Origin of the sequence: Ekhidna sp. (assembly GCF_039940915.1) — a bacterium.
Taxonomy (GTDB): Bacteria; Bacteroidota; Bacteroidia; order Cytophagales; family Cyclobacteriaceae; genus Ekhidna.
Genome location: NZ_JBDVFO010000002.1, coordinates 325,537 through 340,374, shown reverse-complemented (window position 1 = coordinate 340,374; position 14,838 = coordinate 325,537). Strand labels below are relative to the sequence as shown.

Annotated in this window: 14 protein-coding genes; 6 read left to right on the top strand and 8 right to left on the bottom strand. The window is 40.2% G+C overall.

Annotation, left to right across the window (positions count from 1 at the left end; all coding sequences use genetic code 11):
- Positions 1–9 precede the first annotated feature (9 nt).
- Positions 10–1,017, top strand: coding sequence for an SMP-30/gluconolactonase/LRE family protein (locus ABJF57_RS06760; RefSeq protein WP_462233626.1), 1,008 nt, complete (start codon positions 10–12; stop codon positions 1,015–1,017).
- 51 nt (positions 1,018–1,068) lie between these two features.
- Positions 1,069–1,935 carry a hypothetical protein gene (locus ABJF57_RS06755; RefSeq protein ID WP_462236305.1) on the top strand — a complete coding sequence of 289 codons (867 nt, stop codon included), beginning with the start codon at positions 1,069–1,071 and terminating at the stop codon, positions 1,933–1,935.
- A gap of 28 nt (positions 1,936–1,963) precedes the next feature.
- Here the strand turns inward: ABJF57_RS06755 and ABJF57_RS06750 are convergent, their stop codons facing one another.
- The 5 genes from ABJF57_RS06750 to ABJF57_RS06730 all read right to left on the bottom strand — a co-directional run bounded on the left by ABJF57_RS06750 (position 1,964) and on the right by ABJF57_RS06730 (position 6,054).
- Positions 1,964–2,650 carry a LytR/AlgR family response regulator transcription factor gene (locus tag ABJF57_RS06750; protein ID WP_462233623.1) on the bottom strand — a complete coding sequence of 229 codons (687 nt, stop codon included), beginning with the start codon at positions 2,648–2,650 and terminating at the stop codon, positions 1,964–1,966.
- A 2-nt stretch (positions 2,651–2,652) separates the two neighbouring features.
- On the bottom strand, positions 2,653–3,678 hold the full coding sequence (locus ABJF57_RS06745) for a sensor histidine kinase (RefSeq protein WP_462233622.1): 1,026 nt from the start codon (positions 3,676–3,678) through the stop codon (positions 2,653–2,655).
- Positions 3,679–3,832: 154 nt separating this feature from the next.
- Positions 3,833–4,231: a DUF1987 domain-containing protein gene (locus ABJF57_RS06740; RefSeq protein ID WP_462233621.1), complete on the bottom strand. Its 399-nt coding sequence runs from the start codon at positions 4,229–4,231 to the stop codon at positions 3,833–3,835.
- A 279-nt stretch (positions 4,232–4,510) separates the two neighbouring features.
- A complete protein-coding gene (locus ABJF57_RS06735; RefSeq protein WP_462233620.1) occupies positions 4,511–5,023 on the bottom strand; it encodes a hypothetical protein in 513 nt (170 codons plus the stop codon).
- 179 nt (positions 5,024–5,202) lie between these two features.
- Entirely contained in the window at positions 5,203–6,054 is an 852-nt protein-coding gene (locus tag ABJF57_RS06730; protein ID WP_462233618.1) for a winged helix-turn-helix domain-containing protein, read from the bottom strand.
- Between the two features lie 128 nt (positions 6,055–6,182).
- On the opposite strand from ABJF57_RS06730, the gene ABJF57_RS06725 reads away from it, so the two are divergent.
- From ABJF57_RS06725 to ABJF57_RS06710, 4 genes are all read left to right on the top strand, one after another.
- Entirely contained in the window at positions 6,183–9,209 is a 3,027-nt protein-coding gene (locus ABJF57_RS06725; RefSeq protein WP_462233617.1) for a glycosyltransferase family 117 protein, read from the top strand.
- A gap of 92 nt (positions 9,210–9,301) precedes the next feature.
- A complete protein-coding gene (locus tag ABJF57_RS06720; protein WP_462233616.1) occupies positions 9,302–10,288 on the top strand; it encodes a phosphotransferase in 987 nt (328 codons plus the stop codon).
- Positions 10,289–10,374: 86 nt separating this feature from the next.
- The gene (locus ABJF57_RS06715) at positions 10,375–10,905 is read left to right on the top strand and encodes a CIA30 family protein (RefSeq protein ID WP_462233615.1); all 531 of its coding nucleotides are present in this window, start codon (positions 10,375–10,377) and stop codon (positions 10,903–10,905) included.
- Positions 10,906–11,066: 161 nt separating this feature from the next.
- Positions 11,067–11,483 carry a carboxypeptidase-like regulatory domain-containing protein gene (locus tag ABJF57_RS06710; RefSeq protein ID WP_462233613.1) on the top strand — a complete coding sequence of 139 codons (417 nt, stop codon included), beginning with the start codon at positions 11,067–11,069 and terminating at the stop codon, positions 11,481–11,483.
- Between the two features lie 33 nt (positions 11,484–11,516).
- Here the strand turns inward: ABJF57_RS06710 and ABJF57_RS06705 are convergent, their stop codons facing one another.
- The 3 genes from ABJF57_RS06705 to ABJF57_RS06695 form a co-directional block, all read right to left on the bottom strand.
- Positions 11,517–11,789, bottom strand: coding sequence for a hypothetical protein (locus ABJF57_RS06705; protein WP_462233612.1), 273 nt, complete (start codon positions 11,787–11,789; stop codon positions 11,517–11,519).
- Positions 11,790–12,043: 254 nt separating this feature from the next.
- Positions 12,044–13,546 carry a tetratricopeptide repeat protein gene (locus ABJF57_RS06700; RefSeq protein WP_462233610.1) on the bottom strand — a complete coding sequence of 501 codons (1,503 nt, stop codon included), beginning with the start codon at positions 13,544–13,546 and terminating at the stop codon, positions 12,044–12,046.
- A gap of 152 nt (positions 13,547–13,698) precedes the next feature.
- A complete protein-coding gene (locus tag ABJF57_RS06695; protein WP_462233608.1) occupies positions 13,699–14,682 on the bottom strand; it encodes a hypothetical protein in 984 nt (327 codons plus the stop codon).
- Between the last annotated feature and the right edge of the window lie 156 nt (positions 14,683–14,838).

The window sequence follows — 14,838 nt, the reverse complement described above, 5'->3', positions numbered from 1 at the left end:
AGAATTCATATGCGCAAAGCCCCAATCTACAAACTGTTAATCGTACTACTCTATTTTATAAACACGTCACTGCTTAGTCAATCAATTGCGAATAGCAGTGTTGCCTTTACAATATCCGAAAGAGACCTTTTACCAGAAAGTGTAGGTTATGATGATCAAACAAAAACTTTCTATGTCGGTAGCACTAGAAAAGGTACCATTGTAAAGATTGATAAAGAAGGCAAACAATCTACGTTCATTGAGAGTGGGGCATTTGGTCAATGGATGATCATAGGAATAAAGGTAGATTCTGAAAGAAACGAATTATGGTTCTGCAGTTCAGGCGGAGGGAATCTCATCGGCTATTTAAAGAAAGATGAAACAGAAGGCCGTCCTGCAGGTATCTTCAAAGTTGATCTTGCTACAGGTAAACTGAAAAAGAAATACACGCTTGAAACGGAGGGTGAAGTGCATTTTTTCAATGATCTCGTCATCGATTCCAATGGAAATGTATATGCTACTCATATGTTTTCTGATCATTCCATTTATAAGATTGAACGCGAAAAGGACGAACTCGAGGTTTTTGTTGAGAGTGATATCTTGAAATATCCAAATGGCATGGATATCTCAGATGACAATCAATTCTTATTCGTGGCTCATTCGGAAGGTATTGCACGAGTTGCATTGCAAACTGGAAAAACGGTTAGTCTGGATATTGTGAATGATGTGAATATCACCCACCGTGAAAGCATTGATGGCTTATATTTTTATAAAAATACACTGATAGGGGTTCAATCTGATTTGAAGCGAATCACTCAATATCAGTTGAGCCGACCCGCTGATGCCATCATGCAGGAAAAGGAGCTGGACATTAACCATCCAGCAATGGATCACCCCACTACTGGAGTCCTGATCGACAATGAGTTTTATTATGTAGCGAATGCACAATTTGAAAAGGTAAATGAAGATGGATCTCTCCCTCCAATGCATGAATTGAGCGAGCCTACGATATTAAAGCTCAAACTAGAGAAAGAATAGTATGGCTATGCTTCAAAATGATGAAAAAGTATTTTACCAAAAAAAGCGGCAATGAAGATGCAAAATTTAGTCTCTCGCAGAAAAGCTATACAGTGTACAGCAGCAGGTATTGCAGGACTTTCACTTCCTTTTGTTAGCGTTGCCTCACCATCTGCTTTAACCAACTCTTTGTGGCAAGCCACTCAAAAACCTTATCCAGCCTATCCTTCTTTAGATCCTGAGCTGGTGTCGGAAATGGTTGGTAAATCTCACTTTGATCTTTCAAGAGTGCGACAGTTAGTTAAGGAGCGACCAGAGCTTGCTCGTGCAACCTGGGAATGGAAGTTTGGGGATTTTGAATCAGCTATTGGAGCCGCATCACATGTTGGAAGACGAGACATCATTCAATTCTTAATAAATCAGGGTGCAAACCCGGACATTTTTACTTTCGCCACCCTAGGATCTTATGAAATAGTAAAAGGGATGGTGGAGCTGTTTCAAGGCATTCAGAGAACATTAGGACCTCATGGCATTAGCCTGTTGAATCATGCTCGGGCAGGCCTTCGGATGGAAGATAAGATGAGTCTTAAAGAAGTAGAAAATTCCAAGAAATTAATTGGTTACTTAGAAGATTTAGGAGATGCAGAAGGTCCGCAATACCAAGATGTATCCGAAGCAGAAAAAAACCAATACCTCGGAGATTATAGATACGGAGATGGGAAAACGGATGGTTTCAGTATTCAGCTAAATATGCGAAAAATGTTGTCATTGGGAGTTATCGGTGAATTTGGTGGTGCACTCAACAAAGTGGGAGATGATGAATTTACCTATGCAGGAACTCCGTCAGTACAAGTTACATTTCAGAAGGACAATGATAGCATCAAATCCATTACTGTGACAACCCCAGGATCGGTGATTGTAGCAAAGAAGGTTAAATGAAACCTCGAGCAATGTAGATCAAATCATGCTATGCCTCGTATTTGGAAAGTGCATTAAGTAAATCTTCTTTGAAACTGCCGCCAACTGGGATTGAAATTTTTCCAATTTCTAAATCATGGCTTGTATAGGATTTTATCCGACTGATATTCACAATATATGACCGATGTGATCGCATGAATATATTTTTTGGCAACACATCTGAAAGGTGACTCAGTTTTTGATAAGTGATGAGCGTCTGATCCTCACAATAAACTCTCACATAATTGCTAAGTCCTTCTATGTAAAGAATTTTGTCTAAATAAACCTGAACCATCTTCGCATCCACTTTTAGGTAAATGTAGCTTTGTAATGAATTAGCGGCAGTTGATGGTGCTGCCAATACCCGATTCAGGGCCTTTAGAAAGCGTTCATGCGAGATTGGTTTGAGCAGATAGTCAATAACATTTAATTCATAACCCTCTAGAGCATATTCACGATACGCCGTTGTTATGATGATTTTAGGTCTTTTTTCAAGGTTTTTAACAAAAGATAGCCCATCCAGATGAGGCATTTCAATATCCAGGAAAATGAGATCTATGGATTGCTCAACAATGATCTTATTGGCTTCAATTGCATTTGAACATTTGCCAAGAATTTCTATCTGATTAAAAGGTTCCAGATAGCTTTCAATGATGTCTTGCGCTATAGGCTCATCGTCCACAATGATACAAGTCATTTTCATTTTTCGTTTTGAATAGTAAGTTCAACAACAAACATCCCATCCTGTTCTTCACAGAGCAATGAGTGTTTTTGCGGATAGATGAGGCTAAGCCTTTTTTGTACATTGAAGATGCCTAATCCATTTCTGCCAGTATTCGATTGATCAGCCAAACCAAATATCTTGTTTTTAATAGAGACCATTAATGTGTTTTGAGAAACATTTATCCTGATGGAGATCCAACCATCTTTTGAGCTTTTGTTTACGCCATGCTTGAAACTATTTTCTAGAAAAGGGAGCAAGATTAAAGGTGGGATTCGGAAAAATTCAGGATCACCAGTTACTTCTATTTCTGTATGAAACCTGTTCTCATACCTTATTTGTTCAAGGCTTATGTACCTTTCCATTTGATCGATTTCTTCTGTGAGCAATACGGAATCTTTATCTGAATCATATAGCACATAGCTCATTAGTTCCGAAAGTTTCATAACAACTTCTGGCGTCTTTTCGGATTTTTTGAGAGAGAGGCCATAGAGCGTGTTTAATGTATTGAAGAAGAAATGAGGGTTGATTTGAGAACGTAGGTAATCCAACTCTGCTTTGATTTTTTCATTTTCAAATTGCTCTGCTTTTCTTTCGGAAGAGACCCACCTTTTTATCACGACCAAACCAATTAAAAAGATCATTGGTGAAGTGATAATCACCGATGATTGAAGTAGCTTATATGCGATAGGGAAAGATTCCTGATTCCAATTAGGAAAAAGAATTTCATTGAGATAGAAATACATAAACGATCGATGCAAAAACCCTGCAATTGCTATGCAAATAAGTGTATAGAATATGTATTGAACAATGTTGCGATTGAGGAGAAATCTTGGGAGAAGCCAGAAGTAATTAAGGTATGCGACTGAAAGACGGAATGGAAGAAAACCTAATTCGATATAAAATGAAATATCAAAATTGTTGGAGTAGCCGCCTTCAACAAAGGTGAAAATGGCTGTGTATATGATCCAGAATAGGATGTGCCAGAGCGCCTCTTTCTTCATTTCTTTCAAACGAAAATAACACAACTCTCGCTATTGAGGTTGTTTGTGATAGAGGTTGACATAGAGGAAACCAACCTTTGCATCAGGTATAGTATAACCCACATAAACAATTTACGCTATGAGATAATAGAAGGAATAAGAGCTAGTCAACGTGCTAAGCACTCTTTTGTCTCTGCTGATCGGGATGGTATTCAATGAATCTAAAAGGTAGATTCAATAGATCACTATAGTCTTCCCCAGCTTCCAACATGTCTTCATCGTCTTCATCGTAATACCATCGTACGATGACTTCTTTTCCTTTTGTTTCCAAAGACTTTAACTCTTTGAGAAGATCATAAATACATTTGGACGAACTAGTATTGAAGTATTCCATTTTGATCCGCACATCTACTCTTTCAACAGTTATGTGATTGGCAAGAGCTGATCGCAATGGCTCATAAAATTGAATGGAATTTTCCGGACTTGATCTACCATACATTTTAAAGACTCCCCTCGAAGGATCAAGCAGAACTGCTGGTGTATTTCTGGTAGGTTGTATTTTGATTGGTTCCATTGGTTGATTTTACTTACCTAAAGAGAATGAATTTTTTGGTAGAATTTTTTCTTTTTAGGTGAGAGGTCATTTTTGCTCGTTTAGTGATCAAACTCCTATGATTAATATTTCAGACCAATAAAAATAGTAAATAGTTGATGACATAATTTAGTCTGAGTTCCATAAAAAACTTTGTTGATATGAAATTGTATTAAACGTTTTAATACCCTTCTTTGACAACATTCATTATCAATTAATAATTCAATCGTGAAGGTTGATGTAGTAGGGGAGTTCAAGTATTTAATCAAGCTTTAAGTGATGTACATGCTCGTCTATGAGATCTATTCTCGTCGTTACATTTTCAACATACTTATTGAGCTCCTTTTCCAATTTTTCAACTTCGTCATAGTACTTCGACCCGCTTTCTTGGCTGTACTTTTCTCCAATTTCTGCAAAACGATCACATTCTTTTTGTAGAAAATCTTTGAAGTTGGGAGTAGTGTATTCGGTCTCAACAGTGAGAATATCCTTCAGGGTGGATTTAGCTTCCTTGTCTTTGGAGTCTTTATATTTCACATTTACAATTTGGTATAAGACTGTGTCATAATGATGAATCTTGTCTAGAAGCTGGATCGTTTCATTTCGGTATTTATCAGAAGTACAGTAATACTTCATACCTGAGAACTTCCCTAAATCATCAGCTCGTTTGTCCCATTTGATGGTAAGGTCATCGATAATTTTTACAATGTCTTCTTCCTGAGCTGAAGCGAAAAAAGTCACTGAGCAGAATATAAGAATAATAAGATGTCTCATGGTTAAGCTATTAAATTGATAGCTAAAGATATTTCATAACATTCAAAAAGAATGCGGATGCGACTGGCTTGGTCGACTGAAAAAGCGTGTAGTTCGAAATAATTAAGGTGAAAACCATAATTTATGTGCCCAACGCTTTAAAAATCAAAAAAAACCGCCCTCAATTAGAAAGGAATTGACTACCTCCCGACATGCAGTCGATAGCCGATTGAACGAAGATTTTCAATACGTATCGTCTGATCTGCACGAAGGTATTTCCTCACCTTAGAGATAAAGACATCCATACTACGTGCCACAAAGAAACCGTCCTTTTTCCATATGGTTTCCAAAAACACCTCACGGTCGATGACCTGATTTGGGTTTTCGAAAAGCAGTTTGAGAATTTGATTCTCCTTATAGGTTAAACGAAAAGTGGAATTGTCTACTACAAGGCTTTGATTATGAAAATCCAAACACGAATTCCCAAGTTGGATTCGGGTATTTTTTGCGGGGATTGCAATCGTAGACTTTTGATAGAGGCTAATGGAGTAGAAGTAAATCCAAGAAATGAAAATGAGAAAAACCACAGCAAAAAACCATGCGTCCATTTGGCCAAATAGATAGCTCTTCCTTGAGGGGAATAACACCGCGAAGTTCTTGTTAATAGCATCGGATATATCACAGGTATCATTTGATACGGTGTTCATTTCGGTACTTTTCACATAGTTGCCATAAACAAGTGAATCGTCATCTGCATTGTAGATGCCAAGCTCATAGTCCAGTGCAAGATTCCGCGCCAAAAACTCTTTTTGAATCAGGGTGTCAATCTCTTCATTAGATACCGGACTGTTTGTTGTAACATAGAACAGGTTGGAAGATCGTTTCTCTACGGTAGCACGTTCGCTCATGGTATCAGCTGCAGTAAATAGCGCTACCGATACAGAGTGATCAAACTGAGAAGCATTGGCATCAAAAGCTTTTGAAAACCAATATCCTAGAATACCAAACAAAAACACTGCAACGATACCTCCAATGATGACTAACTTTTTCAAGGGATTTTATGGATAAAAATAAGACTGATGAGGGTTTCTTAAAAGAAGTAGGAAGTTTTTAACTTTCATTTAACACTTCTTTACACAGTTTAACTCAGCTTCTTTGACTCCAGCCATATGCTTGTCGGATGAAATTAGATCCATCCGTACAAGTGAAAGGTAGATGGCTATACTTTGCCGTTGCTTTAACTTTCCAATTTGTTGCCATACTGTTAATGGCACTTGATTCCAGCCCTCATGGTTTTAGCACACTTTCCCTTACGGTGGCTCCAATTCTCCTCATCACCGGAATTTTGTTACCTGTGGTGGGACTATCCAAATTGGAAACTTTGCGGAGTACTCTTAAATCTTTTAAAGTAAAATCTTTTCAATCTCTGGGTTTCATTGGTTCCTTTCTTGTCGCATTTATCACTTATGCACTTACATTGGAGCCAACTGCCTCACTTTGGGACTGTTCTGAAACGATTGCTACAGCCTACAAGCTTCAAGTGCCACATACACCGGGCACTCCACTGACATTATTGATTGCTCGGCTTTTTTCGATGCTGGCGATGGGAGATGTATACAAAGTGGCCTGGTTTATTAACCTCATGTCTGGGTTTTTCTCTGCATTGGCTGTTGGAATTTTGTTCTTGTTTACCTGGCATTTTGGACGTAAACTCTTTCAAAATAAGTGGGTAGTGCTAATTGGAAGCTTTGGTGGCGCATTGTGTCTTACTTTCTCTGATTCGTTTTGGTTTTCAGCAGTGGAAGCCGAAACCTATGGACCATCCGTTTTTTTCATGCTCTTGCTAATTTGGCTATCCATTCGAGGCAGCTTTTTGGAGGGATATGATCGCAAGCTGAAGTTATTGCAGATTGCTTATTTCACAGGGTTATCCTATTGTATTCACCCGATGTGTATACTCATCTTACCGGTATGTGCTTTGATCTGGCGATTTAGATATCATCCTTTGAATTGGAAGCAAATAACCATATCTCTGGCCATAGGACTGGGAAGCATACTCTTCATCAGCAAAGTGATAGCTGTCGATTTATTTGAATGGGCTTTTCGATTAGACCTCCTTTTAGTAAACGGCTTGTCATTACCTATGTATTCAGGTGTGTTCGCATTATTGCTCATTATAGCCCTGGTGATAACAGTCGTTTGGAGAAAAGTGAAGAAATCTCGGCTGACATTAATGGCATTATGCATGGTGGTGTTGGGTTTTACTCCATACATGATGTTGTTTGTAAGATCCTCTAAGCTGCCGCCAATCAATGAGTTTGCCCCTAATAATCTCGCCAAGATTAAACCTTACATGAACAGAGAATCATACCCAAGTCGGCCATTGCTTTATGGGCCATATTTTGATTCATCAGTTGAGCGCACTTCAACCAAAGCCACCAGCTACATTGTGAAAGATGGACGGTACGAAGAAGTAGGGACTATTTCACAATATCATTACAAGAAAAACGACCTGACCATACTTCCCAGAATGTATAGTAAAGAGCCTGCGCATGTGGCTGTTTATCATCAGTGGACTGGATTGACCAAAGGTGAAGAGCCTCGCTTCGCAGACAATCTTAGGTTCATGTTTCGCTATCAATTGGGAGAAATGTACCTTCGATACTTTCTATGGAATTTTGCTGGCCGAGTCAGTGATGTGCAACACGCAGGATGGTTAGCTCCATGGGAAGACGCTGGAGACCGCTCACATATCAGCTACTCCAAGGCAGCCAATCAGTATTTCATGTTGCCTTTGTTGCTGGGAATGCTAGGATTGCTCTTTCAATTCAAGAAGGATCGAAAGGGCTTTGTTACTAACCTTTCATTTTTTTTCATCACAGGTTTTTTACTTGCCATATACCTTAACGCCACCCCGGTTGAGCCTCGGGAGAGGGATTATATATATGTCGGATCATATGTAGCATTTAGCCTGTGGATTGGCTTAGGTATGATGTCCTTGTTTGACATGATTAAGCGTAAGTGGTCGCTTTATATTTCAGGACTTGTTGCTCTTGCAGTGCCTGCATGGATGCTTTATCAAAACCTGGATGATCACGATCGGTCTGGTAGAACGTTTCAAATGGAACATGCCAGAAGTGTGCTAGGCAGCTGTGAGAAAAATGCAATTCTTTTTACGGGAGGAGATAACGATACCTTTCCAATGTGGTACTTACAGGATGTGGAAGGCTTCAGGACAGATGTACGTGTAAAAGTGCTGAGCTATTTCAATGCTGATTGGTATATCAACCAGCTAAGCAGAGAATATTATGATTCACCTGCTGCAAAATTGACTCTAAAGGATAGTGAAAATAGATACGGCCCATACAACCCGCTTTACATCAATGAGCAGACGAAAGCACCCATTTTGTGGAACAAATACATGGAGGAATTGAAGAAACGAAATCCTCAACTCATCTTATCTGGTACTGGGGAAAGCGAATACTTTTATCTGCCATCCCGACGAATTGAATTACCAACATCACAAGGAAAACTCCAGCTCTCAATAGCCGGTTCATATTTACCAAAGAGTGAGTTGGCGATCCTTGACTTAATCAGCAGCAATGAATGGAGTCGTCCGATCTACTTTAACTTCACGGGACTCAGCAGTCTTCAAACCAACTTTCGACCTTACCTTGTTCAGGAAGGATTAGTGTATAAGCTTACAGCTGAGTCAAGCAAGTCCGATGGCGTCAGATTGGATTTGGAAAAATCCTATGAAAATCTGGTAAAAAAGGTGGACTATTCCAGCCTGAAAAGAACAGACGTCTACTTCAATCATGAAGATTATCAATCACGGATGATCGTTCCAATCAAGTTTACATTCAATTCGCTGATACAGGATTACTTGGAGGATGAACAGAAGGATGAAGCGGAAAAGCTGATATTGTTTGTAAACAAGCACCTATATCATGATCACTTGGAGCCGTCCTATGCTGATATTCAACTTGCAGGCACGATGAGCCTATTGGCCATGGATGACGCAGCGGAACAGTTGGTTCAACGCACTTTCCAGTTTTTTTATGAAAAAATAAGTCAGCAGCTAGCACTTAATCATACCTATGCACAAAACGACTTGTTCATATTACAAGAAGCTGTGCGATTCCTGAAAAATCCTCAAAGTTTAGCGCTTTATCAAACATTGGTAGATCAGATAAGAAATGAGTAGTTGTTGTATTTACCTTCATTTTTGCAACCATTTAACAATCGCTGATGCTAGAGCTTTGTCAGTCCAGCCAAAAAGAGCAGATTTGAAAAAATATGTTGGAATTGCATAATCAGATTCTTAAAACGACCGGAGCCTCTTCCATTGAGAGCACACAATCCGTTCAAGCGCTATGGAGCGGATATGGAGAAATCAAACGAGTTTTCCTGAAGGGCGGGAAATACCCAAGCATCATTGCTAAACACATCCAATTGCCAAAAAAAAATCAGCATCCTCGAGGATGGAACACTCCCATATCTCATCAGCGGAAGCTTACATCTTACCAAGTGGAAAGAAAGTGGTATCAACAGTTCGCTAATCAAACAACTGAACATTGTAGAGTGCCTCACAGCTATCACGTATTGGAGAATGAGAATGAACTGCTGCTGATCATGGAAGACTTGGACGCAAACGGATATCTAATCCGGATGCATCACAATAATGTCACCTTAGATGCAGTCAAAAGTTGCCTCAGCTGGTTGGCCCATTTTCATGCCAAATTCTTGCATGTAGCTCCCAATGGATTGTGGCCAATAGGTACCTACTGGCATTTGGATACACGCCCCGATGAGTGGCATAAGATGAACAATACCCAACTTAAACAGGCAGCAGAAGGAATTAATGACCGACTTAATAGGGCTACCTACCAGACATTTGTGCACGGAGATGCCAAAATTGCCAATTTCTGCTTTGCGGAAACTGGTGCAGTTGCAGCAGTTGATTTTCAGTATGTAGGTGGGGGTTGCGGGATGAAAGATGTAGCCTATTTCATTAGCAGTTGTTTTACTGAAGAAGCATGCGAAGCGTATGAACAGAGGCTGTTAGATCACTACTTTGCCCAACTGGCGATTGCGCTTGATCCTGCCGTTGATTATTTAGCGGTAAAGAAGGAGTGGAGCGAGTTGTATAGGTATGCATGGGCTGATTTTTATCGCTTTTTAGATGGATGGAGCCCAGGTCATTGGAAGATGCACAACTACAGCGAGCGAATTACTCGGCAGGTGATTGAAGAACTAGGAAATGAACGGAAAGGCAAATCATAACTATAGCAGATTCAGTAAAGGTTAGAAGTCGTACCATTGATTCAAAACATTCGCGATGCACTGTTGTTTTATTTTAAAGAATCCTCATGAAAATATTTGCATCCTTTTTTATTGTCTGGCTCGCTTTCTTGCCCATGAAAATTGACTTTTCTGATGATGGAAGAGAAAAGTGGTATGTGTTAAGTGATGGAGTAATGGGAGGACGATCCAATGGCAATCTCACGGAGACTAATGATGGAGTGGTGTTTTACGGAAGTGTGTCGCTCGAAAATAATGGTGGGTTCACTTCATACCGTGGACCCTGGGAGCAATATGATTTTACCGAATACAGCGAAGTGAGCATCAAGTATCGCAGCGAAGGGATGCGATTAGCTTTCACCATGGAAACAAGCCAGCGCTTTTGGATTCCAAACTACAAGGTAAGTTTACCGAAGACAGACGATTGGGTGACAGAAACGTTCGCCCTTAAGGACTTCAAGCAATATCGTCTTGGTAACCTCACAGGCAGATCTTTTACTGAAGAAATCAAGGATGACATCATCCGCATCGGCTTCATTACGGATGAGAAACGTGCAGGTGATTTCAAATTTGAAGTTGCTTCTGTCGAGTTTAAGTAGATTTTGAATGAAGCGATCTCATGTCGGCTTGTTGTTTATGGTCTTTGAGACTACTTAGGTCGTTACTCTCTCGCAGTGACTTCTTTCAATTATCATAATTCTTTAGGGGTTTGATCACATACTTCCGACTAACCATTAGTTGAAACTATTAAACAGCCTCCATGAAATTACTATCCCTCATTTCTCTTCTACTATTGCTTAGCTTTTCTCACTGCAATGTGAAAGACCAGATTGATGAACTATTCCTTGATATTTCAGGAAACGTTTCAGATGATGGTCAGGTGGTAGAAGGTGCCTTAATCGTATTACTCGACAGTCCAACCCTTACGGATGGTGTCTCACTATCTAATGGAAGTGTTACGGGTGCTAATGGAAACTATACGATTCTGAGAGTGAAAGAGGGGAACTACTATGTGGTGGCAGTCGATGATGTAAATAACAATTTTGAATTTGATCAAGGTGTTGATCGGTTTGGATTTCATGGGGTAGACCCAAATCAGCTGGATCTTTTGCCAACATTGGTAAATGTCTCAGCGGAGGATGTAGAAAACATCGATATCACGTACCTGATCAATTAGTACTAGTGACGCTGGTCACTTGACCTAATCTTCTTAGCAAGGTGGTTCTTTTGCAGGCTTCCACGATCGCACCAAGTTTCTCAACAATCCCTTATCTTCCCCACTACTATGGAAGTAAAAGTAATACACAGAAGTAATGCTCGGGCATGCGAGTGTTGCAGTTCTTGGCTTAAGCATTGGGAACGGATCACCAAAGAAGATGTGGGCACTTGCAGAACTAAGAGCTGCACCAATCCTGCGAAGGTAGGCGCACACGTGAAACGCAAAACAGGTGATAATACCTGGCGTATCGTTCCTCTTTGTCACGATTGTAATAAGCGGGAAGATTGGATCACCTTGAATAAAAATACTAAATCCGCACCCTCTGAGCAGCATTCGTGTGGGCGGTGAGTAGCTTAAGAGTTTAAGCGAAATGATGTTCTCTTTTTTGAACCGTCATCATACATGAAATGAAACGATTTCATGCTGGCTTGATATTTATTCGTATTTGAAGACTGTTTCGGTCGTTTCTCCCTCGCAGTGACGTCTTACTGAATCGTCATCATGAATGAAATGATTGCCTACCCATCATGCTCATCACTGAGCTTTTCGTTGATGCTTCGAAGAGCATTGTCTAGTTCAGTGGCGGAATCATGCAGACTTTCATTGATGAAGGGCAGATTGGAGGAGTCTTTTGGATCATATAAATCCACCAGACCCAAAATACGGGCTAGTGGAGCGCGCACGATATGAGAGTTGGAAGAAAGGTATTCTTTGAGTTGCTTGTTGCGCAGTTTTAATTCTTGAGTTCGCTTATTTACGATCTTCTCCAGGTTGTTATTCATCACGATTACTTCGTGATGTGCGTCTTGAAGTTCTTTTGTTTGCTTTTCTATTTGCGAATTGAGCATGCGTAGTTCATCGTTGGCAATGCGCTTACGTTTGAAATTGCGAAAGAGCAAGTAAGAAATGATGCTCATGGCTAATACAACCACAATTAACGTATTCCGTATCCAAATGGCATTTGCCAATTCACTTTCTTGATTCATCTTTTCTTTTTGCTGCTCAATGGCTAACTCTGTTTGACGCTGATTAAATTCATACTCGGCTTCTTGAAATGCAATGCGTCTGGTTAGGTCTTTATTGAATAGCGAGTCATTGAGTGATTTGTAAATTTTATGATAGGTTAAAGCTTCCTCAAACTTGTTTTGTTGCTCATAGGCATCAGAAAGTAAGCCGGCAGCATTTTTTATTTCTGATCGCATTCCAATCAAAGAGGCCACTTCATACGCTTCTTCAAACGCTTTTTGTGCCTGTTCGAGCTGATTTAATTTTTGAAACATTAGGCCTTGATCGATCTTAGTAAGGCTGAGAATGTAATGATTGCGGAGCTGATGGGAGAGCTGCATGGCGCTATCGAGGTAGACACTTGCAGAATCTAACTCTCCGGTGAGCATATGAACACTTCCAATGTTGTAGATAGGAAACAATGATTTGATGGCATCTTGTTCTTTATTAGCACTGGCTCGCGAACGACGTAGGTATTCAAGTGCTGTTTCATATTCACCTTTTAGCTTATAGAGGTATCCAATGTTGTTCAGGACGATTCCTTCTGTCGGGTCATCCAATTGTGCAAATTGAATGGCCGCCTTTTGATAGTATTCAAGTGCCTTGTCATTCTCTCCCAGGAAGTTGTAGAGCCTCCCGACATTATTATTGAAAGTGGCAATGCGATCCTTAGCATTCAATTCTTTGAAAATAGCATATGACTCAAGGTAAAGTTGAAGGGATTGATAGTAATTCCCGAGATTGGTTTGAGCAATGGCCATGCGCACTTTTGCATCAGCTATTCCCAGCTGATAGCCAGCTGAGTTAGCGAGACGTTCACTCTGATTTGCTAGTAGCAAGGTGCTGTCTGGATTCGTAGATCTCATCAAATAAGCGATGCTATTGAGTGCATCTACCTTAACTATTGGATCGCTAGCATCTTCAAAAACACGCCACAAGCTATCAGTATTGGTCTGTGCAAAAAGGGTAGTTGCGATGCAACATAAAATGGATGTGGTTAGGACTCTTAGGCTCAATAATCTGTAGGCTGATGGTAAAATGAAGTTACCTAAAAAGTCTTTTGGTAACAATTTCTAAAACAAGTCATCCTTGAAAAAACGACGGATAGCAATTGGAAAAGGATAAAATAGATGTTTTTACACACCAATTTTTCAATGCTAAATCGACTTTATGTATTCATCCAACGCCAAAATTTGCCTAGCATAGTCTTGGGTTCTGGACGTGAGTCATGCGGTGTCTCTGGAGCAGGTGGATCTGGGTGTTTGGCTTTCCCCTTAACCCCAGCCGACTTCATTTGCTCAAGTTTTTGCTTGTAGTGCTGCTCTCTTCGTGATTTATGCGCCTGTTCTTCGCGCTCTTTTCTGCGCTTTTCCTGTCGCGCTTCATATTCTTCCTTTTTACGCTTTGCCTGAAGTCGCCGCTTTTCTTTTTCTTCCTCCGATAATGGCTGACGCTTTCTTCGGGGGTTTCTATATTCCCTAAGATCTTTTTCAGTAACTATATCACTTTCTTTTTCTTCCTTTTCTTCTTTTTTCTTTGGTTCAGGTAGATCTACTTTACCCAACACTTTGAGTCCTGACAATTCACGTTTTGGTGCCTTGATGAGTTTGATTTTATCGAGCTCTGCCGGAGCATCTTCAGATTCAAGCATCTCCAAAAGCTTGTCTGTCTGGATGATTTCATCTTCGGCATGTGCTACTTTTTCTTCGATAGTCACTTCTGGAGTCTCTGGGATAGCTTCTTTCTTTTCAGGTGTTTTTAGGACATGCAGGTCTTCCGGTTTTGCCAACTCACCTTCTACCATCGCTATTTCTTCCTCAGGTGTTGCCGGCAAGGGAGGCTCAACATCAATTACCTTAGGAATGTCAACCACTTTCTCATCATCAACTACTCCCTCTGCTGCGTCTTCAGTCAGTGGCTCTGGTAAGTCCATAGCAACTTCCGGTTCGACATTTTCGACTTCTACCTGTTCATCCGATTCGGGTTCTGCTTCCGATAAAGGCTGCAAGTCGAAATGATCATAGACCTTGGATTCCAAGGCATCATACAGTTTGGCATTTGGATGAAATTGTTCACCTGTCTCTTCCTCGAGATAAGAAATAATCTCCTGAACGGAGATGTCATATTTTCTGGCGAGTTGTCCGAGTCTCATTGGGATTAGGTTTTGACACTGCAAAAGTAATTTTTTCGCGGTTCTGAGTTACTATTTCTTTTTTAAAAATACTTATATGAAGAATCTGTTCTTGATAGCATGCTTCCGTCTGTCAAAAAGTGCAATCGCCACGGGTATTGGTTTTGTATATTTGAT

Coding starts and splice junctions, on each gene's coding strand:
- ABJF57_RS06745 (WP_462233622.1), bottom strand. CDS start 3,678: ATGAAGAAAGAGGCGCTCTGGCACATCCTATTCTGGATCATATACACA.
- ABJF57_RS06755 (WP_462236305.1), top strand. CDS start 1,069: ATGAAGATGCAAAATTTAGTCTCTCGCAGAAAAGCTATACAGTGTACA.
- ABJF57_RS06710 (WP_462233613.1), top strand. CDS start 11,067: ATGAAATTACTATCCCTCATTTCTCTTCTACTATTGCTTAGCTTTTCT.
- ABJF57_RS06760 (WP_462233626.1), top strand. CDS start 10: ATGCGCAAAGCCCCAATCTACAAACTGTTAATCGTACTACTCTATTTT.
- ABJF57_RS06695 (WP_462233608.1), bottom strand. CDS start 14,682: ATGAGACTCGGACAACTCGCCAGAAAATATGACATCTCCGTTCAGGAG.
- ABJF57_RS06715 (WP_462233615.1), top strand. CDS start 10,375: ATGAAAATATTTGCATCCTTTTTTATTGTCTGGCTCGCTTTCTTGCCC.
- ABJF57_RS06740 (WP_462233621.1), bottom strand. CDS start 4,231: ATGGAACCAATCAAAATACAACCTACCAGAAATACACCAGCAGTTCTG.
- ABJF57_RS06725 (WP_462233617.1), top strand. CDS start 6,183: ATGAAATTAGATCCATCCGTACAAGTGAAAGGTAGATGGCTATACTTT.
- ABJF57_RS06720 (WP_462233616.1), top strand. CDS start 9,302: ATGTTGGAATTGCATAATCAGATTCTTAAAACGACCGGAGCCTCTTCC.
- ABJF57_RS06735 (WP_462233620.1), bottom strand. CDS start 5,023: ATGAGACATCTTATTATTCTTATATTCTGCTCAGTGACTTTTTTCGCT.
- ABJF57_RS06750 (WP_462233623.1), bottom strand. CDS start 2,650: ATGACTTGTATCATTGTGGACGATGAGCCTATAGCGCAAGACATCATT.